Source organism: Streptomyces sp. NPDC059909 (assembly GCF_042730885.1).
Taxonomy (GTDB): domain Bacteria; phylum Actinomycetota; class Actinomycetes; order Streptomycetales; family Streptomycetaceae; genus Streptomyces.
Genome location: NZ_JBHWKX010000059.1, coordinates 27,506 through 48,054, shown reverse-complemented (window position 1 = coordinate 48,054; position 20,549 = coordinate 27,506). Strand labels below are relative to the sequence as shown.

The window sequence follows — 20,549 nt, the reverse complement described above, 5'->3', positions numbered from 1 at the left end:
GCTTAGTGCCCTTCTCCCCGATCGGCAGGGACAGACGGTGCCGCAGCGTGCGGATGCCTGCATCGAGGGAGTCCAGGTACGCGGCCTGACCGCGCCGGGACAGCGCCCACTGATCGTGGGTGGCCTTCGTGATGCTGCCGGCCCAACGGGACGACGACTGGGCGGTCAGGTCGCGCTTGCGGGCGGCCCACGTGTCGGTGGAGTGCTCCAGCCCGTCAGCACAGCGGGCCGCCAGATCACGAGATGCCAGCGAGCCAAGGTGCTCGCCGAGCAGCCGCAGGAGTTTGTCATCCTCGGCGGTGAGCCCCTTGAGGCGGTCGCGTATCGACACACCCGACGGACCGAGCGCGACAAACGGCGGGCCGATTCGGCGCAGCGGCTTCTTCGGCTCACCCATTGGCAGCCGCCGCTTCCAGGGCTTTCCTCGCCCGGTTCTTCGCCGACCGGCGACCATACAGGCAGGCACAGAAGGAGGTGAGTATCTCGATCATGTCCCGCACGAGGTCGTCTTCGACTTCGCCGTCATCCAGCACCACCAGGCTGCGCCCGGTCGCAGACAGCGCGGCTTCGACCAGCTCCACGTCCATCCTGCCGAGCCGGTCCTTGTGCTCCACCACCACGGTTATCACGTCCGGGTCGGCGAGCAGCCGCCTGGCCTTTGTCCGGCCGCCGTTCATGCCCGAGGCGATCTCGGACTCGATCCGCACCACACGGTGGCCGCCGGCGGCAGCCCACTGTGCGAGCCGGGCAACCTGACGTTCAAGATCAGACTTCTGATCGTGCGACGACACGCGGGCATAGAGGCCCACACCGCCCGTCACGGCCGGTAAGGAATTCGCCTCAATGTTGACCAGAATCGTGCGCGGTCCGACCCGCTCGGCCGGGACCGGCAACGTCCCCTCACGGAACCAGCGATAGGCAGTATGCGGGTGCACACCGTTCGCCTTCGCCCACTCCTTGAGGTTCATGCAGTGACCATAACAGCCACTCAGAGGCTATAAGACACACTAGAGTTGACTCAAGCCCGAGCAGTTCGTAACCCCTCGGAGCAAGTCGTCGAGGCCCTGGGGCGGGCCCTGCGCCTCTCCGCAGCCGAACGCGAGCACCTGTTCCACGTCGCCGGGCTCGTACCCCCGGGGCAGGGCACGGTGCCCGCCTACATCACGCCAAGTGTGCACCGGATGCTGGACCGGCTGACCGAGACGCCCGTCGCAGTCTTCGACGCGGCGTGGACGCTGCTGCTGGCCAACCCGCTCTACACGGCACTCATGGGTGAGTGGCACGGCCGCGAGCGCAACGGCGTGTGGCGCACCTTCCTCGGCTCGGGCGGTCGCGTCCGCCACACACCGCAGTCCCGGCGCGCGATGGAGACCGCGGTGGTCGCCGAGCTGCGCGCGACCGCCGGCCGGTACCTGGATGACCAGCAACTGCGGCGCCTGGTCACAGAGTTGCGCACGAACAGCGACCGGTTCGCCGAACTGTGGGATGCGGGCGCCGTGGGTCAGCAGGAGGCCGCGCGCAAGACCATCGAGCACCCGCAGGTGGGCCCCCTGACGCTGGACTGCGACGTGCGCCTGGCCTGCCGAGTACCTCATCGATGCCGAGGGCCGGGTACGGCACGTCGCCATCGGTGAGGGCGACTACACCACCCGCGAATCGCTGATCCGGCAACTGCTGACCGCCGCGCACCCCGGCACCGCTCTGCCGGCCCCCACCGACGTGCCGGACGACACCCCGACCGACCGGAGCCAGACTCCGGAGATCGCTCTGGGCGCGGGGCGCACCGACGCCCTCGCGAACGGACGCCTGGCCGAAGGCACCGGCGGCTTCGGATACCCGTCGGCGCTCGCGCCGGGCGAGTTCGCCCTGACCGGCACCTGGAGCGTCGGTCAGGAGGCGCTGACCAGCAGGCGGAATGCCGGGATCAAGCTGAACTTCTCCGCCGGCGACGTCTATCTCAATGTCGGCGGCAGCGGCACCGTCACCGCGACCCTGGACGGGAAGACCACCACCCACGCCGTCTCGGGGCCGCCCAACATCTACCGAGTGGTGAGCGGGAGCGCTCCTCGCCAGGGCGTTCTCACCCTGACGCTTTCCCCGGGGCTCAGCGCCTACTCCTTCACATTCGGCTGATGCCGAGCCGTCCCCGCAACGCGTCGACCGCCGACGGCGTGCCGACCGCCGAGGGGTGACCGGCGACCGATCGGAGCTCGTTGTGATGTGCGTCACTGTCGAAATAAGTGGAGAGTCCGGTCCAGTTGCTTGATCGATGAAGTATCTCGGAGTCCGCCGATGTGGCGCTCCCCGGCTGATCAGGAGGCTGCCGTGAACCCATCCGTGTCCGTGGAGGACAGCGCATCCCCGTCGCAGAGCGTGGCGGAGCGGAGGGCCAAGGGCGTCATGCCGTTGTGGGAGGCGGCCCGGACGCATGGCCTGGTTCCCTCCTCCGCCCTCGCCGAGTCCGGCCGTCGCGGCTCAGCCCTCGCTTCCGGAGGGATCCGGTGAGTTGCGTCGCCGCATGTGCCCATCGCATCCGCCGCTCGCGCCGCGGTCCGGTCTCCGGCCGCATCGCGTCGCGGGAGGTGACAGCGCGGCGGAGCCTGTGGCGCGCAGCGGCAGGCGTGGCGGCGATGGTGTTCGTGTACGGCGCGCTCCTCGCGGCGGCCCCGGGTGACGAGTCCTTCCTCGACGCCGGCTGGACGTCGTCCGCCGCCGAGCGCCTCCACCCCTACGGGGCCGCCGTGGCGGAGAGTTGGGCGACGTTCGTGCAGGACACGGCGCACGTGACGGCCTGGATCCGGGCCGTCGCCCATTGGCCCTTGATGGCACTGACCTTGCTCTGGCTGGCCCACCGGCGCCAGGGGGTCTATGTGCGCGGTGCCATCGCGTTGCTGCTGTCCAGCTCGGCCGGTCTGGCCGTCTTCGCCTCACTGCAGAGCTTCCCGGTGCGCGAGGTGTCCCTCGTGCGTGACTACCTGGCGCTGCCCGGTGTGCATGCGAGCTGGTACCTGCTGATGGCGTTGGCGGTGGTCGCCACGGCCGCGAAGGTCCGGGCACGGGTCGCCGTGATGGTGCTCGCGCTGTCCGCGGTCGCGGGGGCGGTACTGACCGCGGAACACCACCTGCTCGGCGCTCTGTTGGCAGTCGGTGCGCCGCTTCTCGCCTGGTACGCCGCGGGGCATCTCCAGGACCGGGACCGAGTGCGACGGCGCTCGGCCGTGGACGCCTCGCACGCCGCGGAGCCGGAGGCGGACGTGGTTCCGTTCCGGCACCGTGGCGGGGCCGTGGAGCCTCGGGCCGATGCGGATCTCGTACCGCTACGGCAGGCGGGCTGACGGCCATGCGTATCGATGCCCTGATCGAGGCGGCCGGATGGTGGTCGTACGCCGTCGTGTTCGCGGTGACGGCCGGCGAGACCGGCGCTTTCATCGGTCTGCTGGTACCCGGTGAGACGATCATCCTTCTCGCGTCCGCGATCGCCAACCGCGGCGATCTCAATCCCCTGGTACTTGCCGCTGTCGTGGTGGCCGGGGGCATGGCCGGTGACAATCTCGGCTATGTGCTGGGCCGCCGGTGTGCGCGACGCCCCAGCGCGCGGCGGGTGGGCGGGATCCGGTCCGACCGTCGGTTCGGAAGGGCCCAGGCCTTCCTGGTCCGCCATGGCGGGGCGGCGGTGTTCACGGGACGGTTCGTCGGTTTCGTACGGAGCTTCCTGCCCTTCGCCGCCGGGGCGTCCGGCATGCCGTACCGCCGCTTCTTCCTCTACAGCACCGCCGCATCGCTGGTCTGGGGCGTCGGCAACGTGCTCCTCGGCTACTTCGCCGGTGCCGCCGCCACCGAGCTCCTGCACTCGGCCGGTCTGGCGGGCGCTGCCGCGCTCGCAGCCGTGGGCTTGGCGTTGGCGATCGTCGTCGGCGTACGGATCCTCTCGCGCCGCCGCCGCATCGTGCGGGCCAAGTCCTCGGTGGTGGCGCACGGCGGGACCCTCCGAGCCGCTGAGCAGGAACCCAGGCACGTGTTCACGTATTCGAAGGAGAAGTAAGGCGTGGCCGGGGCGGCCTGCGGCGAGCGAGCGCCCAGCAGTCCCCGGCAGTTCGTCCAGAGCGCGCTGAGCTGGGAAGTGGTGTTGTCGAGCTTGGCGAACAAGACCTGGCCCTCAAACTGCGCGACACGGATCGGGCAGCTGCTCGGGGGCCGGTGACGGTGACCTGGCCACGCTAGACCGGTCGGCTACTTCTGCTTCCGTTCTTCCATGCCTGCTCCAGTGTCTGCGTGAACAGCTCGACGGGCTGCAGACCCGTCACGCCGTACCGCTGGTCCAGCACGAAGAACGGCACGCCGCCCGCACCCAGTTCCGTGGCTCGTCGCTCGTCGGCCCGGACGTGCTCGGCGTACGCGCCGGCATCGGCAAGCACCTCGCGGACCTCTGCCTCGTCCAGCCCCACTTCGACCGCCAGGCTCGCCAGGGTCTCCGTGTCGTAGATCGAGCGCTCATCTGCGAAGTTCACCTGGAATGCGAGATTCATCAGCTCGGCCTGGAGGCCACGGGCCTTGGCGAAGTGCAGGAGGCGGTGGAGGTCGAAGGTGTTCCCGTGGACGCGCCCGCCGACCCGGAAGTCCAGTCCTTCGGAGCGCGCCTCGGAAGCGGCGTACTCCTCCCTCGCGATCTGCTGATCGCGGGTGCGCCCGTACTGGGCCGCGACGGCGTCGATGATCGGTGTCGTGCCGTCCTCGGCCCGCGGATTGAGCTCGAACGACCGGTGCACCACCTCGACGTGGTCGCGGTGCTCGAAGGCCGCGAGTGCTCGCTCGAAACGCGCTTTGCCGATGTAGCACCAGGGGCAGGCGATATCGGTCCAGATCTCGACGTGCATCTGTCGGCACCTCCATGGGCGTCCGGCGGGGACGAAATAGACAGTCGGTCGACTAAATAATAGATGACCGACCGTATAGTGCCAACCGGACGGGCGAACGATGGCCCCCGTCGCTGCGAAAGGCTGTGCAGCGGTTTCGGCGACGGCTCGCCTCGGCGCGGTCTTCCTGCGGTTCGCGGGTGTCGACCGCTTGACCCGTCAAGGAGATAAGGTGTGGGCATGCCGTCCGAAGAGCAGCCCCTGCAGCCTCTGAGTCAGAACGAGGAAGCGTTCGTGCGTGCGCTGGGCCGGGTGCTGATCGCCCTGCCGCGCGTGGTCGACGCCGATCTGACCCGCGGCGCCGGGCTGCCGCTTTCCGAGTACACGCCTCTCATGTACCTGTCCGAGGCTCCGGAGCGGCGCATGCGGATGAGCGAGCTCGCCGCCGTCTGCAACCTCTCACTCAGCGGTATGACCCGCGTCGTGCACCGGCTCGAGCAGCAAGGCTGGGTCCAACGCAGCAAGTGCGCCGAAGACGGGCGCGGATGGAACGCTGTGCTGACCGAGTCGGGGCTCGCTCGCCTGGAACGGGCCTGGCCGACCCATCTGGTCAGCGTGCGACGGCACCTCCTCGACCACTTCAGCGGCCAGGACCTCACTCAACTCACAGCCGCACTCCGGTGTGTCGCAACCTCTGACGAGGCGAACCACGACTGAGGCCTGACGGACCCGGCCGGGGTGAGGGGCCCGTTCGGGCAGGGCGCCTTTCCCTCGCTCTGACCCGCCATTCCGTTCGGCGCACAGACCTCCGCAGCGGAGGTTGGTGCGTGCGTCACTCTGGCCGGCCGTCGCCCTGACCGGCCGTCGCCCTGACCGGTCGTCGAGCAATCGTCATCGGCGGCTCCTCGGGCACGCACCGGTGTCACAGGCCGCACGCGCCCTGGCCCGTCGATGCCGAGTCGACCCGCGTCGCCGAGCACGTGCGAAGACCGCTGAGGGCGTGACCGCCACCAGGGAACGGCCGGATCGCCGATATCGGCCTCGCCCGGCGTGCGAGCTCGGCCTGGGCGCCGCCTCATCCGGCTGCCCGCCGACTCCCCGCCGGTGCAAGGCGTCACCGGCCGGGACTTCGAGGACTTCAGCCAGGCCGGCCCGCACCGGCCGGGCATCTGGCGCGGCGTGGCCGACCACGCCCTCGACCCGCATCGGAGGGCCGCTCCGGCGGGTCTTCCTCGACATGCTCGCCACAGCCAGGACCGCCGCCTGACCGCTGGAATGGTGCGCCGCGCCGCGCCTGCTTGACGCGTCAAGAAGTTCTGGTATCTACTTCACCTGGCAAGTATCTACTTGATGAGGCAATTACATGCTCAAGCTGTTCAAGAAGCGTGGAGGAACACCCATGACCAGGATCGGCATCATCCTCGGAAGCACGCGCCCGGGGCGGAACGGGGAGGCTGTGGCCGGCTGGGTGCACGACAACGCCGCCCGGCGCACCGACGCGGAGTTCGAACTCGTCGACCTGCTGGACTACAAGCTCCCGCTGCTCGACGAGGCCTACCCGCCGTCGATGGGGCAGTACGCGCAGCCGCACACCCTGACCTGGGCCGAAAAGATCGCATCCTTCGACGGCTTCGTGATCGTGACGCCCGAGTACAACCGCTCGGTGCCCGGTGCGCTGAAGAACGCCATCGACTTCCTCTACGGCGAGTGGAACAACAAGGCCGTCGGGTTCGTCAGCTACGGCTCGACCGGCGGCACCCGCGCCGTGGAGCACCTGCGTCTGATCGCCGGCGAACTCCAGATGGCCGACGTGCGCTCCCAGGTCGCCCTCTCCCTGTTCACCGACTTCGAGAACTTCAGCGTCTTCAAGCCCATCGATGCGCAGCTCGACGCCCTGACCGCCACCCTGGACCAGGTCGTTGCCTGGAGCAACGCCCTCTCCGGCCTGCGCGCCAACTGACACCGGCGCCACCCCGCCGGAGTCGGAGCGCCTGCCGCTCTTCGCGACCAAGAGGCCGCTTCGGAGTGATCCGAAGCGGCCTCTTGGTCATTTGCGCGTCGGGCGCCGGAGCTTCCGTCACCGCCGGGGCGACACCGGCCGCTGGCCCGTTTCCGCTGTTCAGGCCGAGCCCTCCGCGCTCTCTTTGGCGGCCTTGAGCTTCCGCCACACCGAGCTGAGCGCCTCGAGATCCTGCTGGTCGAGGAGGTCGGTGAAGACGGGAGCCAGGCACTCCCGGCGCGTGGCGTCCGCCTCGGCGAACAGGCGGTGGCCCTCCGGGGTGAGGGAGACCTCGACGGAGCGGGCGTCCCTGGCGGACGGCGTACGGGTGGCGAGGCCACGGCTCTGGAGGGCGTCGACGACGCGGGAGACCTGGCTGCGGCTGAGCATCGTGCTGTTGCCGAGGACCGAGGCCGGGACCGGATCCGGACTGCCGGCGAGCCACAGCATGACCTCGAACCAGGAGACCGGCAGGTCGTGGGCCTTGCTCAGGGCGCGGTCGACGCGTTCGGTGAGCGTGGTCCCGGCCCAGACCAGACCGTAGAAGGCGTAGTCGGCGGCGGACATCTCCGCCTCGGTGAGCTTCCTTTTCGGCATGTGCCGATCTTACGGGTTGCGTGCGCACGCACATAATGTTTAAGGTGTGTGTACACGCACCTAATCGCTGCACGAAAGGCCGCACCATGTCTTCCACCCCTTCCAAGGTTGTTCTGATCACCGGCACCTCCTCCGGCATCGGCCTCGCCGCAGCCGTCGGCGCGGCCCGGGCCGGCTGGCACACCGTCGCGACCCTGCGCGACACCAACCGCGCCGACGCGCTGCGCAAGGCCGCCGCGGAGGCGGGGTGGAGCTCGACATCCGGCAGCTCGACGTGACGGACGAGGCCTCCGTCACCGCCGCGGTCGACAGTGTGATCGCCGACCACGGCCGCCTCGACGCCGTGATCAACAATGCGGGCGCCGGTCACGTCGGCACGCTGGAGAACGAGTCCGTGGACGACGTCCGCACGGTCATGGAGGTCAACTTCTTCGGTGTGCTCACCGTCTCCAAGGCCGCCCTGCCCCATCTGCGGGCCTCCGGTGGCCGTCTGATCACCGTCACCAGTGTCGGCGGCGTGGTCGGCCAGCCGTTCAACGAGGCGTACTGCGCCGCGAAGTTCGCCGTCGAGGGATACATGGAGAGCCTGGCGCCCGTCGCGGCCACCGTCGGGGTGAGCGTCTCCGTCGTCGAGCCGGGCGCCGTCGCCACCGAGTTCGTCAACAACATCGGACTCGACCTCGAGGCAGAGATCGCCGCGGCCGGACCGTACGCGCCCGCGCTCGACAGCTACGTGAACCGCACGGTCGCGCAGTTCCTGAACGGCGCGCAGACCCCGGCCGAGGCCGCCGAGGCCGTGCTGGAGGCGCTCACCGCCGACCGCCCGGCGTTGCGCATCCAGACGTCCGACTGGGCCCGCGGGTTCACCGGAACCAAGCTCGCCGACCTGGACGGCTCGGCCGTGCTCGGCCTCACCGGCGCCTGGGTCCGCTGACCGCGGCGGAGCCCGCGCACGTCGGCGCGAGGGGCCGCACCGGAGCAGCCGGTGCGGCCCCTCACGCCGGCAGACGGGTCCTAGTTCTCCAGCCGGGCCGCAAGCTGCTCGGGCAGCACGTCCCGGTTCCCGGCTGTCACCTGGACGAGTTCGATGCCGGCACGCCGCTTGAGGTCATCGGTGAACGGGTCGTGGTGGGCGTGCACGGTGGCGACGACGTCGACGTCGGCCGTGAACAGGATCCGCACGACCTCCCGGAACGCGGCGCCGGCCAGCTCCATCCGGCCCAGTTCGTCGATGAGCACGAGATCCCGCGGCGCCGGATTCCGGGACACGGGCGCCAGCGCCGACAGCGCCAGCTCGTCCATGACGCGCAGATCCACGCCGTAACGCCCGACCCGCGGCGGCCCGGGGAAGTCGACATGCGCGAGCACGGCCCGCCGGCCGTCCAGCGTCTCGAGCGCGAAGCCCACCCGTGCGGCGCCCTGCCGGATCTCCTCGGTCGTGAAGCCGACGGGCGTACGCGTGCGCAGCAGCGCGGCCAGCCGCCGTACGGCGGTCGTCTTGCCGATGCCCGGGCGTCCTTCGAGCAGGATCCTCGTCGGCATCCAGTCCTCCGCGGGGCTCATGGCGTGCCCGCATCCGCGTACCGGAGCAGCGCCCCCACCCCGTCCCGCAGCCACAGCTCGCTCTCCGGTACGACGACCAGCTCGGCGGCCGTGGCCACCAGGGCCCGGACCAGAGCCTCGTCGGCGGGCTCCTCGCGGGGTGCCCGTACGCCGAAGGACATGAGCTCCTCCTCGGTGAGGGCGAGCTGGGTGGGCCGTGGCCCGGTCCAGATCAGGGGCGGGGGATCAGTGCGCGGATTGAGCAGAAGCGCGGTGACCTGGCTGCGCTGGAGTGCGGCGACAGCGGCGGTCAGGCCCTCGGCCGTGGCGCCGTTCCGGGCCCGCCGGGCGACGAAGGTCTCGACGAGCGCACGGTCGTGCTCTGCCATGCGCCCGCGGAGCAGGGCCTCCAGCTGTGCCTCCAGAAGCGCACGCCCGGTGTCCGTCGGTGTGGGCCCGCCGACCCGTACGACCCGGGTCCGCAGCCTGTCCGGCAGACGGCGGACCAGGACGCTGCACGCCCACTTGTCCCCGCCCACCACGACCACATCGGCGCCCTCGTGCCGGGCGCGTGCGTCGAGCTCGCGGCCGAGCCGCGCCGCGGCGTCGTGCCACCGCGCGACCGGGACGTGCCGGGACAGCCGTTCACCCGGGGTGACGCTGGACACGGGCCACGTCCCGCACTCGGCCACCACGGTCACGGTGCCTTCGGCCCCGGCCGTCGGGAGTCCGCCGTAGTGCACGACCACCGCGAGATAGGGGATCTCCGGCAGATGCTGCGCCACGAGGGGCATCGCGTCGGGGAGCGTGCCGTAGCGCGCGGAGTCGTGCTCGGGCGGCGCCGGCAGCTCCCCGTCCAGCACCAGCGCCCCGTCGGCAGAGAAGATCGCCTGCCCGTGCATGCCGGGCAGCTCCGCATCCGTACCCACCACGCGCTCCACTGCGGTGATGGACGCCCTGTCCGCGCCCTGCCGGGCCAGCTCGTCGCGCAGGCGGCGCCAGCGCAGCGCGATGGCCCGCTCCGGATCCTCGATGTCGCGCGAGGTGTCCAGATACACGGAGGTGAACGGGCCGGGTTCCGCGTAGAGAGGCTGCAGGAACGACAACCTCATCGCCACTCCTTGTCGCTCGTCTCCTTCCTTCGATGATGCACGCGCCTCGCGCGGGACGGCACGAGCGGCCGCCGACGGATGATCCGGCCGCCGCCACCGCCGGATCCACACCCGGGGCCCCAGCCGGTCGGCGGCCGGTCGGCGGCAGGGCGGTGAGGCGTTCAGCGCCGCCGCCGGCTGGGCCCGGGAACGCACGTCGAACTTCTGGTAGATGCGGGTCAGCCGGGCCTCGACCGTCGTCACGCTCAGATACGGCTTGGTTGCCGGCTCCCTGGCCGACGAGCTGTGTGAGGCGCAGTTCCGCCTCCGTGAGAGCGAGAGGGCGCCGCCGCGGGCCGCCGGGGCGGGTTCCGGAGGCCAGGCCGGTCCCGACCGATACCGCGGTGGGGTCCAGCGCCGTCGCCGGGTCAGGTGTCGGGCGGACCAGCGTCAGCACGCGACGTTCGGAATCTGATACGAACCCGCAGATTGCGATGATCAATCGCAGACTGACGCCAGATCCAGTTTCGGCTTTCCCTCTCAGCCCCCGCCGAACCAGCAGTGAAGAGTCGCCGCATATGTCTCGCACTCTGCGACCAAAGGCGGCAAGGCGCGCCATGAATAGCCGTCAGCATGTCCCGTCTGCCCGAATCCAATTGAGCCGGCGCTCATTTGAACGCTCCGCCTGTCTCCTGCGTATGTAGCTCGGTGCTTCCTCCCGCAGCCGGATGCGAGCACGGCCGACCGGAAACGACGCAGGAGTTCCAGTGAGACAGACCAGACGGAGACGTTCGAAAAGCGGCAGAAGAGTGGTCGGTGCCTCGATCGCGCTGATGCTGGCAGGGGGAGGACTCATCGCGGTCAACACCTACGCCTCCGCGGGCGAAGGATGGGGCCGCACCGGCGAACAGGGTGACCAGCAGCAGAACCAGATCCGTTCCGCGTCCACCATCAGGTGTCCTGAGGTTGCGAACGGGCTCCCCGAGGTCCCGGAGGGCGCCAGGCCGGAGGTCGATCGTGAACTCGCCACGATGGACAGCCAGATCACCGAGGCGTACGAGCGGTTCGTCGATGAGAAGGAACAGATAGCGCGGGATCCGCAGTTCGCCGAGAACGCAGTCCTCGGGCCGCTGAAGAGCAAGCGCACGGCGAGTATCGAGGGCATCGTCATAGCGATCAGCCGTGTGACCGGGGAGCGCCCGCAGGGGCTGGAGTCCATGGCTCCTTGTACGTTGCAGGTGGACGATGCGGGCGATGCGGGCGGAGCCGGCTCCGGTGAGGGCGATGGTCAGGAGAACGGCGACGGCGACGGCGAGGGCGATCAGGACAACGGGAATCAGGGCAACGGGAATCAGGGCGGCGTAGGCCAGGCGGGCAACGGTCCCGAGGCGTCCGACTTCGTCGACGTCCAGTCCGTCCAGCCGAACGTCCAGAGCCCTCGCCGGCTCGGTGACGCCTCTCGCGGCACCTTCTCCACCGACTGCGGCGTGAACGCGAACGGCAAGTTCAATCCGGACAACGTGATCGTTGCGCCCGGTGTGAGCCATGGCGCGCACCATATGCACGACTACGTCGGCAACCAGGCCAATGACGCCTTCGCGAGTGACGACGATCTCGCCAAAGGCGCGACCACGTGCCGCGACCAGGGGGACAAGTCGACGTACTACTGGCCGGTGCTGCGCCTGCAGAACGGTCAGAACGATGCCGATGCAGACGCCGACGGAGGCGGGAAGGACAAGAACGTCGGAGAGATCCTCACTCCGGCCGAGGTCACGCTGAACTTCGTGGGCAGCCCTGTCGGCAAGGTCGCCGCGATGCCGCGATTCCTGCGGATCATCACCGGTGACGCCAAGGCCTTTGTCAACGGCAACGCGAATGCCAACGCCTCATGGAGCTGCACCGGCTTTGAGGACCGCCAGTTGAAGGACAAGTACCCCATCTGTCCCGAGGGCAGCCAGGTGGTGCGGACCTTCAAGTTCCAGAGTTGCTGGGACGGTCAGAACACGGACAGCGCCAACCACCGTACGCATGTGGCCTTCGCCGACGAGAACGGCCGCTGCCAGAACGGCTTCAAGGCCATCCCGCAGCTCGTGCAGCGGATCGTCTACGACGTGCCGCCGCCGGTCCTCGACGGTGAGAACCCCGTGGTGTTCGCGGTCGACTCCTTCCCCGAGCAGTTGCACAAGCCGGTCACCGACCACGGCGACTTCATCAACGTCTTCGACGACGATCTGATGCAGAGCATGGTGAGCTGCATCAACGACGGACGCCGGTGCGGCCCCGGTGCCCCTCCGGCCGGCGACGGTCAGGAGCCTGGTGGTGAGGAGCCTGGTGGTGACGAGCCTGGTGGTCAGGAGCCTGGTGGTCAGGAGCCTGGTGGTGAGGAGCCCGGTGGTCAGGAGCCTGGTGGTGAGGAGCCTGGTGAACAGGAGCCCGGCGGTGAGAAGCCCGGTGGTCAGGAGCCCGGGGGTGAGAAGCCTGGTGGTCAGGAGCCTGGTGAACAGGAGCCCGCGGGTGAGGAGCCTGAGGCGCAGGAGCCCGCAGTGCAGCAGCCGGAGCCTGACAAGCCCGCGGTGCAGAAGCCCGCGGTGCAGCAGCCCGAGGCGCGGCAGCCCGAGGCCCAGAAGCCCACGGTCCTGTCCGGGGCGGGTGCGGGCACGTCCAGTCCTCAGGCCACGCCGGATGCTCGTGAGAACAGCCCTGTGCCCGACTCCGGCAACGAGCCCCAGGCAGCCGGGGGCGGGCTCGCCGCCACCGGCGCCCAACTGTGGCCCTCCGCGGCCGGAGCCGCGCTGCTGATCGCGGGCATCGTGCTGCTTCGGACACGCAACCGCCGGGAGCACGCCCGTCCTCGGTGACGTCGGCTCTGCTCCCGTCCCCGCCGGGCCACCGTGCTGCCCCACGGGCTCCCGGCGCATCTCGCAGCGGCCGTCTGCGGGAGCGCCGGGAGCCCGGTGCGGGGGACGCGGATGGCCCGTCCCGCGCTCTGTCGCCCGTGGTGGACATCCGCGTAGATTCGGACCGGCGGCGCGTCGGATCACTACGGGGGAGACGTGGACTGGGGGACTCTCATCGCGACGGTCAGCGGTGGCTCGATCGCCATATCCGGCACGGTTCTGGCCGACCATCTGCGCCGTCGTCACGAGGACGACCGCGGTGTGGGGTCACGCAGACGCGCCGTGTACATCGAGTTCATCGCGGCCGCCGGGGCATGCCATGCCCGGCTGCGTCAGGTCGCCGAGGACCCGGGTGCCGAAGCCGACTTGGACGCGGTCACCCGCGCGGCGCTGAACGACGCCGGGATCTACGAAGCGCGCGAAAGGCTGTTCATCGACGCCAGCACCGCGGTCGCCGGCGCCGGGCAGGCGATGTTCGAGCGGCTTCGTGCTCTACAGCGTGCCGTCGCCGCGGGGGCTTCGCTGACGTCGACCGCCTTCCATGACGCCTACCACCCCTATATCGGCGCGGTCTGGGAGTATCGCGTCGCGGTGCGCAAAGAACTCGAGGGGCGGTCGCTGTCGCCCGCGGCCTTCGGATGGGAAGCGTGGGACGGCACCGGGCGGTGCCTGACATGCCGCCAGGCGGCACCTTCGGCGCCGGACGCCGGCCCCGGTCAGACCCCGAACAGCACCACGCCCGCCGCAACCGATCCCGCCACCGCCCCGCCGTAGCAGAACAGGGCGATCACGCCGCCGAGCCTCTTGAGCCGCAGGCCGTCGTACAGCGTGTAGCGGAAGCGGTGGGCCCAGTGGAAGAGGCACAGCACGCACAGGCCGAAGAGGACCACCTTGGTGACGGGGTACCGCAGCACGGAGAGCAGATGGGCGTGGTCGGGGGCCGGGAGCCAGCCCAGGGGGAAGGCGACGCCGAAGAGGAACAGCAGAACGGGGACGAGCAGGGCCGCGGCCGTACCGCCCGCGCTGAAGAGCAGCCACAGCAGCGGCTCCGATGATCTCCTGCTTCTGCTCCTGCCCATCGTGCTACCCGCCCAGGATCAGCCAGGCCGTGGCCGCCGACAGCAGCGCCCACAGCAGGTAGTGGAGTGCCACGATCGAGCGCGGGCGCACGCGCCGGCCGCGCAGGCGCACCACGAGGGCCCGCGGCGCAAGGCCGAACCAGGTGATCGTGTGCAGCAGGACGAACAGCAGGGCGATCACGTTCAGCGCGATGATCCATCCGCCCGAGCTCCAGGACCGGAACCGGGCGTATGTGTCGCCGCCGTCGGCGACCGCGCAGGCGAGCAGCAGCAGGTACACGACGAACCAGGCGATGAAGACACTGCTGAGTTCCCGCAGCACGAACACGAGATAGGCGCGTCGCTCCAGCCACCAGAAGGCGGGGACGGGCTTTCGGTACAACGCCGGGCGGGGCCGGGCGGACGACTGGCTCATCGCGCCCCCCGTGGCCAGAGCAGCTCCTTGAGCGACCGCGTCGCCGCCGTGAGCTTGTAACGCTGGATGGCGCCGGCCGGGTCCACGCCCTTGGGACAGGCCGTGGTGCACTCGCCGACCAGGGTGCAGGCCCAGACGCCCGCCGCCGAGCTCAGCACGTCCCGCCGGTCCTCGGCGCCCTCGTCCCGCGAGTCGAGGTTGTAGCGCTGGGCGAGCGCGACGGCCGCCGGACCGACGAAGTCCGGATCGAGCGCGTACACCGGGCAGGCCGCGTAGCAGAGCATGCAGTTGATGCACATGCTGTACTGCTTGTACTCGTCCATCTCCTCCGGCCGCTGCAGAAACTCGCCCTCGTCCAGCGGCTTGTCCTCGGCACGGATGATCCAGGGTTTCACCTCGGTCAGCTTGTTCATGAAGTCGCCGATCTCGACGATGAGATCGCGGATGACGGGGAAATTGCTCAGCGGTTCCACCCGTACGGGCCCCGGCGCGGCATCGGTCAGGAAGGACGAACACGTCAGCTGGGGTTCGCCGTTGACGGTCATCCCGCAGCTGCCGCAGATGCCCATCCGGCACGACCAGCGGTACGACAGCGTCCCGTCCACATGGTCCTTGATGTGGTTGAGTCCGTCGAGGACCGTCCATTCCTTGCGCAGCGGCACCTCGTACGACTGCCAGGTCGGCTCCGTCTCCCGCTCCGGCCGGTAGCGGGCGACCTGCAGGGTGATCCGGTCGGTGTCCGTCGTCGCCGCCTTGTGGGCCATCGCTACTGCCTCCCGTACACGCGCTCACCCGGGGACCAACGGGTGATCGTCACCGGCAGATACGCCACGCGCGCGGAGCCGTCCGCTTCACGGTGGACGAGCGAATGCGCCAGATAGCGCCGGTCGTCCCGGGCCGGGAAGTCCGTGCGCTGATGTGCGCCGCGCGACTCCTCGCGCCGCAGCGCGCACCGCACGATGGTGTCGGCCACATCCAGCATGAACGACAGCTCCAGCAGGGTGATCAGCTCGGTGTTGAACGCGCGGCTGTGATCGTCGATCGCCGCGCGGACGCAGCGTTCGCGCAGCTGGAGCAGGGTGTCTGCCGCCTTGTCGAGGGAGTCGCGGTCGCGGTAGATCCCGGCCGCGTTCTCCATGGTGTCCTGCATCGCCGTACGGATGTCCGCGATGCGCTCCCCGCCGTCCGTGTGCTCGGCGACCAGGCGGTCGAGCCGCCGTCGCTCGTCGCGGGCCCGGGCCAGCACGGCGGAGCCGGGCCCGGACCCGGCGGCGGCACGCGCCGACTCGGCCGCGGCCCGGCCGGCCCGGGCACCGAACACCAGCAGCTCCGGAAGCGAGTTGGAGCCCAGCCGGTTGGCCCCGTTGATGCTCACGCAGGCCACCTCACCGGCGGCGTACAGACCGTCGAGACCGGTATCACCGTCCATGCCGGTGTGGATGCCGCCCATCATGTAGTGGACCACCGGCCGCACCGGGATCAGCTCGGTGACCGGGTCGATGTTCTGGTACCGCAGACACAGTTCCCGTACGAAGGGGAGCTTGGTGTCGATGAGCTCGGCGCCGAGATGGCGCAGGTCGAGATGGACGACGGGCCCGTGCGGCGTCAGTGTGGTCCTGCCCTTGTCGAGCTCGTGCACGAACGCCTGCGACAGCCGGTCCCTGGGTCCCAGCTCCATGCTGCGCAGCACGGGCACGGGTTCGGGCCTGCCGAGGTCGTAGTCCTGCAGATAGCGGTAGCCGTCCTTGTTGAGCAGCCACCCGCCCTCGGCGCGAGCGGCCTCCGTGATCAGGATCCCGGTGAACGGCAGGCCCGTGGGGTGGTACTGGACGAACTCCATGTCCTTGAGCGGCGCGCCCGCCCGGTAGGCCAGGGCCATGCCGTCACCGGTCTTGATGTTGGCGTTGGTGGTGAAGGGATAGACCCGGCCGCAGCCGCCGGTGCACACGATGACCGCGCGGGCGATGATCGTCTCGACCCGGCCGGTGGCCAGCTCGATCGCCACCACGCCGCGCACCCGGCCGTCGTCGACCAGCAGGGTGCTGACGAACCACTCGTCGTAGCGCACGATGTCCCGGTACGACAGCGCTGTCTGGAACAGCGTGTGCAACAGGTGGAAGCCGGTCTTGTCGGCGGCGAACCAGGTGCGCATCTTCTTCATGCCGCCGAAGGCCCGGACCGCGATGTGCCCGTCCTCCGTCCGGCTCCACGGGCAGCCCCAGTGCTCGAGCCGCAGCAGCTCGCGCGGTGCCTCGTGGACGAAGGCCTCCACGGCGTCCTGGTCGCAGAGCCAGTCCCCGCCGGACACGGTGTCGTAGGCGTGCTCGTCGAGACTGTCGTCAGCACCGGCGACGGCGGCGGCTCCGCCCTCGGCGGACACCGTGTGGCTGCGCATGGGGTAGACCTTCGAGATGATCGCCACGCTCAGTCCCGGATCGGTCTCCGCGACGGCGATGGCCGCACGCAGCCCCGCCCCTCCGCCCCCGATCACGACGACGTCGTGGGACGCGATGACGTCCTGGGAAGCGGTCATGTCACCACCCCGGTGTCCGGGTCGGATCAGCCTTCGTGCTCGGCGCTGTGCTCGTCCTGGAGGACGGTGCCGTCATGACGGACGGTCCTGACCTGCACGCTGCCGTCATGGAACTCATGACGTGTCCGGCGGCAGCCGCAGGCGTAGGTCACCTCGTCGAGGACCAGCCCGGCCGCGTCGTTCTCCTGATAGCGCAGCCCGTCGACGATCCGGCCGCAGGGAGCCCGCTCGTCGGTGAAGTCAATGGTGTTCCCGACCATCGCCCACCTCCTCGGCGACCGCTGCGGAGCCGTCGGTCCCTCGGGCGCACGTCGGCACGGCCGTGCGGCTGCGGAGCCGTCCGTCCGCGGAGCCGTCCGCGTCACTACGTACAGTGATCGTACCGCCGGGGGTGGGGCCTCGCAGGCCGGGAACGGTGCTCCCGGCGGTGGGCCACGCCTCAGCCGGCCGTGGGCCCGTCCGCCGGAGTGGCCGCGGCCGGGCGGTCAGGCGTTCAGCGCCGCCGCCAGCTGGGCCCGCGAACGGACGTCCAGCTTCTGGTAGATACGGGTCAGCCGGGCCTCGACGGTCTTCACGCTCAGATACAGCTTGGCCGCCGCCTCCTGGTTGCTGGCTCCCTGGCCGACCAGCTGGGCGAGGCGCAGCTCCGCCTCCGTGAGGGCGGACAGAGCGCCGCCGCGGGCCGCCGGGGCGGGTTCGGGAGCGCCGGCCGGCGTCTCCTTGGCCAGCCCCAGCCAGGGCGCCGCACCCGCCCGTTCGAACATCGCGGCCGCGGCCTGCAGCGCGTTCTGCGCCGCGGACCGCCGTCGGCGGCGCCGCTCCACGCGGGCGAGCGCCACCAGCGCCCGGCCGCGCTCCAGCGGCAGGCCCGCAGCGCCGAAGGCCTCGGCGGTCTCCGTCAGCAGCCCGGCGGCCTCGTCGGGCTTTCCGCTCGCCGCCAGGTACAGCGCGTACGCCCGGTCGCAGCCCAGCAGCACGGTCGTACGGCCGAGGCGTTCCGCGACCGGGCGGACGCCGGCGAGCAGGGCCGCCGCCTCCTCCGGGGCGTCGTTCGCGAGCAGCGCCTCGGCCAGTTCCTCGTGCCAGCGCAGCATGGAGGGGTCGACGGTCGCCTGGGCGCGTTCGCCGGACTGGACGCGGCGCAGGGTGTCCAGGGCGTTCGCCACATCACCCGTGACGAGCTGGACCCGGCCGAGTGCGTACAGGCTGCGGGAGAGGAAGACGTGGTCGCCCTCCTCCTCGGAGGCCTGGGCGCTGCGCCGCGCATAGCTGGCGGCGCGCGCGAAGCTGCCGCCCGCGGTCTCGGCGAGGGCCAGCGCGTACCAGGCCGGGCCGGGGGAGAGGCCCGCCTCCAGCGTCAGCGCGAGCGACCGACCGGCGTGCGAGAGCGCCGCCGCGCACTGGCCCTGCCGGGCCTCGACCTCCGCGAGCGTGCGGAACAGCTCGATGGCGTCCTCGACCGGACCGCGCCGCTCGACCAGCGGCAGCAGGGCACCCAGCTGGTCGCGAGCGTCGGCGAGCCGGTCGTCGAAGAGTGCGTGACGGATCGTAAGGATCTGGGCCGCGTTGCGGATCCCGAGCGGACGCTCGACCTTTTCGAGGGCCCGCGCCTCGGCGAGCACCCGATCGGCGTCCGGTGAGCCCAGAACCCGTTCCATGCGCGCCTGGACGGTCAGCGCCTTGGCCGTCGTCATCCGGTCGCCGACCGACGAGGCGAGTGCCACCGACTCGACGGCGGCCGCACGGGAACGTACCGGATCGCCGTCGGCCAGTACGTACTTCACGGCCAGCCGGAGCTGGACGGCCGCCCGCAGCGCCGTGTCGCCCTCCGAGTCCTCCATGGCGTGCACATAGATCTCGTCCAGGCCCGTCAGCCCCTGACCGGCAGTGTCCAGCACCGCCAGCCGCGCCCGCACCCGGTCGGCCGGTGACGCGTCACGGGCGAGGAGATCCGTCGCGGCGCGCATCGCCAGGTCGGCGCGGGCAGCCCGAGCGGCCTCCTGGGCGGCGTCCACGAGCCGGGCGATCCGCTGCGTACCGTGGCGGACGGGGGTGGACTCGGCGGCGAGCAGGGCGAGTTCGGCTGCCAGCGCGCTGTTGCCGCGACGGCGGGCGGTGTCCGCGGCCGCCGCGACCTCGGCGGCCAGCCGCTCGTCGGGGATGTCGGTGGCCAGCGCCCGGTGCCGTACCTCCTCCACGGGGTCGTCCACGACCCGTGCGAGCGCCGCATGTCCCTTGCTGCGCTCGATCCAGCAGGCGTCGTGGACGAGTGTCGACGGCAGCACGCCGGCCGTGAAGGCCACCGTGCCGTCCTCGGTGAGCGAGATCAGCCCGGCCCGCTCGGCCGCCGCGAGATCGGCCTCTGCGGTGGGTCGGCCCGCACGGCGGACCAGCGACGCCGTCGGGCGCAGGGCGAGCGCCGCCCACAGCAGCGTGCCGCGCACCGACGGCGACACGGTGCCGAGCAACTGCCGCGCGAGGTCGCGGGCGCGGCCCGACAGGGTCAGCGCCTCGGCGTGGTGGACGGGTGTCCGGGCGTCGGCCAGGGAGCGGCCGACGGCGAGCGCGAGGCGCGGATTGCCGCCACTCGCGCGGTGGATCCGGCCGGCCATCCGGGACGGCAGCCGGTGGTGGATGAGGAGTTCGGCGATCTCGTCGGCGTGCAGCGGTGCCACGTTGAGGACGTCCGCCTCGGACGGTACCCACAGCGGCTCGGGGCCGCCGTTCGCGTCCGCGTCGGGTCCGTACGCCTGGGGTCCGTACGCCTGCGGTCCGTACGTCTCCGGGGTCTCGACGGCGATCACCCGCAGCGCGGGCGGCGCGAGATGCAGGGCGAACCGCAGCAGATCGGCGCTGTCGGCGTCCATGCGCTGGACGCCGTCGACGACGAGCAGGACGGGTCCGCGCGCGGTGAGCGTACGCAGGATCTGCGCGAGGGCCAGTCGCAGCGCGATGGGGTCCCAGCCGCCCTCGGGTATCGGCGCCTCGCGGCACAGCATGGCGACGGCGCTGCGCTGGGGGCCGGGCAGCCCGTCGAACACGTCGTACGCCGCGGGCGTCCCGCCGATCGGACCGGGACCGGGCCCCCCGGACCCGCCCGGGCCGGCGGGCCGCCCGGTGCCACCGGAACCGCCGGGTCCGCCCGGCGGTTCGTCACCGAGGGAGCCGCCCGGCCGGCCGGCTCCCGGCCGTGGCCAGGTGACGGACGAGCGGACGGCGGCCACCAGCGCGGCCGCCACCGCGCCGGGTATCGCCCGGTCGACAGGGAGCGTGGCCAGCCACAGGACCGTGTCGCCGTGGGACTCGGCGCGGGCCGCGGTGGCGAGGGCGAGTTCCGTCTTGCCGACGCCCGCAGGGCCCGTGAGCAAGGCGCGTCCGCGCGTGTGCAGGACCCGGTCGAGCCGGGCGAGAAGGTCGGCCCTGCCGACCGGCGCTCCCCCCACGCCCGCAGGGCGTAGCGGGAGGTAGTCCGCCGACGTCACGTGCCCACCACCACCTTCCGGCGTGCGCGGGCCCCCTGCCCGTTCGAGCAGAGAATACGAA

At 71.0% G+C, this 20,549-nt stretch carries 18 protein-coding genes and 3 pseudogenes; 9 read left to right on the top strand and 12 right to left on the bottom strand.

What is annotated here, in order from left to right:
• A pseudogene (locus ACFV9O_RS30320) lies at positions 1-397 on the bottom strand (IS200/IS605 family accessory protein TnpB-related protein); the annotation flags it as partial.
• Positions 390-968, bottom strand: coding sequence for an IS607 family transposase (locus ACFV9O_RS30315; protein WP_385423391.1), 579 nt, complete (start codon positions 966-968; stop codon positions 390-392). The pseudogene ACFV9O_RS30320 and the gene ACFV9O_RS30315, both read right to left, overlap by 8 nt.
• Positions 969-1,013: 45 nt before the next feature.
• On the opposite strand from ACFV9O_RS30315, the pseudogene ACFV9O_RS30310 reads away from it, so the two are divergent.
• From ACFV9O_RS30310 to ACFV9O_RS30295, 4 genes and pseudogenes are all read left to right on the top strand, one after another.
• Positions 1,014-1,571, top strand: a pseudogene (locus ACFV9O_RS30310) (transcriptional regulator); the annotation flags it as partial.
• A gap of 148 nt (positions 1,572-1,719) precedes the next feature.
• The gene (locus ACFV9O_RS30305) at positions 1,720-2,133 is read left to right on the top strand and encodes a hypothetical protein (RefSeq protein ID WP_385423389.1); all 414 of its coding nucleotides are present in this window, start codon (positions 1,720-1,722) and stop codon (positions 2,131-2,133) included.
• Between the two features lie 497 nt (positions 2,134-2,630).
• Complete coding sequence (locus ACFV9O_RS30300; protein ID WP_385423387.1) at positions 2,631-3,335, top strand: hypothetical protein; 705 nt, start codon at positions 2,631-2,633, stop codon at positions 3,333-3,335.
• Positions 3,336-3,340: 5 nt separating this feature from the next.
• Positions 3,341-4,042: a DedA family protein gene (locus ACFV9O_RS30295; RefSeq protein WP_385423385.1), complete on the top strand. Its 702-nt coding sequence runs from the start codon at positions 3,341-3,343 to the stop codon at positions 4,040-4,042.
• Between the two features lie 175 nt (positions 4,043-4,217).
• Here the strand turns inward: ACFV9O_RS30295 and ACFV9O_RS30290 are convergent, their stop codons facing one another.
• On the bottom strand, positions 4,218-4,874 hold the full coding sequence (locus ACFV9O_RS30290) for a DsbA family oxidoreductase (RefSeq protein WP_385423383.1): 657 nt from the start codon (positions 4,872-4,874) through the stop codon (positions 4,218-4,220).
• Positions 4,875-5,093: 219 nt separating this feature from the next.
• On the opposite strand from ACFV9O_RS30290, the gene ACFV9O_RS30285 reads away from it, so the two are divergent.
• Positions 5,094-5,570, top strand: a complete 477-nt coding sequence (locus ACFV9O_RS30285; RefSeq protein WP_385423395.1) for a MarR family winged helix-turn-helix transcriptional regulator — start codon at positions 5,094-5,096, stop codon at positions 5,568-5,570.
• 682 nt (positions 5,571-6,252) lie between these two features.
• Positions 6,253-6,813 carry an NADPH-dependent FMN reductase gene (locus ACFV9O_RS30280; RefSeq protein ID WP_385423381.1) on the top strand — a complete coding sequence of 187 codons (561 nt, stop codon included), beginning with the start codon at positions 6,253-6,255 and terminating at the stop codon, positions 6,811-6,813.
• Between the two features lie 159 nt (positions 6,814-6,972).
• Here the strand turns inward: ACFV9O_RS30280 and ACFV9O_RS30275 are convergent, their stop codons facing one another.
• Positions 6,973-7,449 (bottom strand): MarR family winged helix-turn-helix transcriptional regulator, encoded by a 477-nt coding sequence (locus ACFV9O_RS30275; protein ID WP_385423379.1) that lies wholly within the window; start codon positions 7,447-7,449, stop codon positions 6,973-6,975.
• An 86-nt stretch (positions 7,450-7,535) separates the two neighbouring features.
• On the opposite strand from ACFV9O_RS30275, the pseudogene ACFV9O_RS30270 reads away from it, so the two are divergent.
• Positions 7,536-8,383: pseudogene (locus tag ACFV9O_RS30270) on the top strand (SDR family NAD(P)-dependent oxidoreductase).
• A gap of 80 nt (positions 8,384-8,463) precedes the next feature.
• On the opposite strand, the gene ACFV9O_RS30265 reads toward ACFV9O_RS30270, so the two are convergent.
• Both ACFV9O_RS30265 and ACFV9O_RS30260 read right to left on the bottom strand, forming a co-directional pair.
• Positions 8,464-9,012, bottom strand: a complete 549-nt coding sequence (locus tag ACFV9O_RS30265) for a nucleoside-triphosphatase (RefSeq protein ID WP_385423377.1) — start codon at positions 9,010-9,012, stop codon at positions 8,464-8,466.
• Positions 9,009-10,346, bottom strand: coding sequence for a hypothetical protein (locus tag ACFV9O_RS30260; RefSeq protein ID WP_385423375.1), 1,338 nt, complete (start codon positions 10,344-10,346; stop codon positions 9,009-9,011). Before ACFV9O_RS30260 ends, ACFV9O_RS30265 begins: the two co-directional genes overlap by 4 nt.
• A 569-nt stretch (positions 10,347-10,915) precedes the next feature.
• Here ACFV9O_RS30260 and ACFV9O_RS30255 point away from each other — a divergent pair.
• Together ACFV9O_RS30255 and ACFV9O_RS30250 are read left to right on the top strand one after the other, a co-directional pair.
• Positions 10,916-12,940 (top strand): DUF1996 domain-containing protein, encoded by a 2,025-nt coding sequence (locus tag ACFV9O_RS30255; protein ID WP_385423373.1) that lies wholly within the window; start codon positions 10,916-10,918, stop codon positions 12,938-12,940.
• A gap of 321 nt (positions 12,941-13,261) precedes the next feature.
• Positions 13,262-13,753 (top strand): CchlQ, encoded by a 492-nt coding sequence (locus ACFV9O_RS30250; protein WP_385423371.1) that lies wholly within the window; start codon positions 13,262-13,264, stop codon positions 13,751-13,753.
• On the opposite strand, the gene frdD is transcribed toward ACFV9O_RS30250, so the two are convergent.
• From frdD to ACFV9O_RS30220, 6 genes are all read right to left on the bottom strand, one after another.
• Positions 13,696-14,058 (bottom strand): fumarate reductase subunit FrdD, encoded by a 363-nt coding sequence (gene frdD / locus ACFV9O_RS30245; protein ID WP_385423369.1) that lies wholly within the window; start codon positions 14,056-14,058, stop codon positions 13,696-13,698. The two genes, ACFV9O_RS30250 and frdD, sit on opposite strands and share 58 nt — an antisense overlap.
• Positions 14,059-14,062: 4 nt before the next feature.
• Positions 14,063-14,473: a hypothetical protein gene (locus tag ACFV9O_RS30240; RefSeq protein WP_385423367.1), complete on the bottom strand. Its 411-nt coding sequence runs from the start codon at positions 14,471-14,473 to the stop codon at positions 14,063-14,065.
• Positions 14,470-15,237, bottom strand: coding sequence for a succinate dehydrogenase iron-sulfur subunit (sdhB, locus tag ACFV9O_RS30235; protein ID WP_385423365.1), 768 nt, complete (start codon positions 15,235-15,237; stop codon positions 14,470-14,472). The genes ACFV9O_RS30240 and sdhB overlap by 4 nt, the downstream gene beginning before the upstream one ends.
• 2 nt (positions 15,238-15,239) lie before the next feature.
• Entirely contained in the window at positions 15,240-17,006 is a 1,767-nt protein-coding gene (gene frdA / locus ACFV9O_RS30230; protein WP_385423363.1) for a fumarate reductase (quinol) flavoprotein subunit, read from the bottom strand.
• Positions 17,007-17,032: 26 nt separating this feature from the next.
• Positions 17,033-17,266 (bottom strand): hypothetical protein, encoded by a 234-nt coding sequence (locus tag ACFV9O_RS30225; protein WP_385423361.1) that lies wholly within the window; start codon positions 17,264-17,266, stop codon positions 17,033-17,035.
• A 225-nt stretch (positions 17,267-17,491) separates the two neighbouring features.
• Positions 17,492-20,488 (bottom strand): AAA family ATPase, encoded by a 2,997-nt coding sequence (locus ACFV9O_RS30220; RefSeq protein WP_385423359.1) that lies wholly within the window; start codon positions 20,486-20,488, stop codon positions 17,492-17,494.
• Between the last annotated feature and the right edge of the window lie 61 nt (positions 20,489-20,549).

Excerpts from the sequence above, each read along its gene's own strand:
- sdhB (WP_385423365.1), bottom strand. The coding sequence starts at position 15,237 with ATGGCCCACAAGGCGGCGACGACGGACACCGACCGGATCACCCTGCAG.
- frdA (WP_385423363.1), bottom strand. The coding sequence starts at position 17,006 with ATGACCGCTTCCCAGGACGTCATCGCGTCCCACGACGTCGTCGTGATC.
- ACFV9O_RS30255 (WP_385423373.1), top strand. The coding sequence starts at position 10,916 with ATGCTGGCAGGGGGAGGACTCATCGCGGTCAACACCTACGCCTCCGCG.
- ACFV9O_RS30295 (WP_385423385.1), top strand. The coding sequence starts at position 3,341 with ATGCGTATCGATGCCCTGATCGAGGCGGCCGGATGGTGGTCGTACGCC.
- ACFV9O_RS30275 (WP_385423379.1), bottom strand. The coding sequence starts at position 7,449 with ATGCCGAAAAGGAAGCTCACCGAGGCGGAGATGTCCGCCGCCGACTAC.
- ACFV9O_RS30225 (WP_385423361.1), bottom strand. The coding sequence starts at position 17,266 with ATGGTCGGGAACACCATTGACTTCACCGACGAGCGGGCTCCCTGCGGC.
- ACFV9O_RS30290 (WP_385423383.1), bottom strand. The coding sequence starts at position 4,874 with ATGCACGTCGAGATCTGGACCGATATCGCCTGCCCCTGGTGCTACATC.
- ACFV9O_RS30280 (WP_385423381.1), top strand. The coding sequence starts at position 6,253 with ATGACCAGGATCGGCATCATCCTCGGAAGCACGCGCCCGGGGCGGAAC.
- ACFV9O_RS30285 (WP_385423395.1), top strand. The coding sequence starts at position 5,094 with ATGCCGTCCGAAGAGCAGCCCCTGCAGCCTCTGAGTCAGAACGAGGAA.
- ACFV9O_RS30240 (WP_385423367.1), bottom strand. The coding sequence starts at position 14,473 with ATGAGCCAGTCGTCCGCCCGGCCCCGCCCGGCGTTGTACCGAAAGCCC.
- frdD (WP_385423369.1), bottom strand. The coding sequence starts at position 14,058 with ATGGGCAGGAGCAGAAGCAGGAGATCATCGGAGCCGCTGCTGTGGCTG.
- ACFV9O_RS30265 (WP_385423377.1), bottom strand. The coding sequence starts at position 9,012 with ATGAGCCCCGCGGAGGACTGGATGCCGACGAGGATCCTGCTCGAAGGA.
- ACFV9O_RS30300 (WP_385423387.1), top strand. The coding sequence starts at position 2,631 with ATGGTGTTCGTGTACGGCGCGCTCCTCGCGGCGGCCCCGGGTGACGAG.
- ACFV9O_RS30315 (WP_385423391.1), bottom strand. The coding sequence starts at position 968 with ATGAACCTCAAGGAGTGGGCGAAGGCGAACGGTGTGCACCCGCATACT.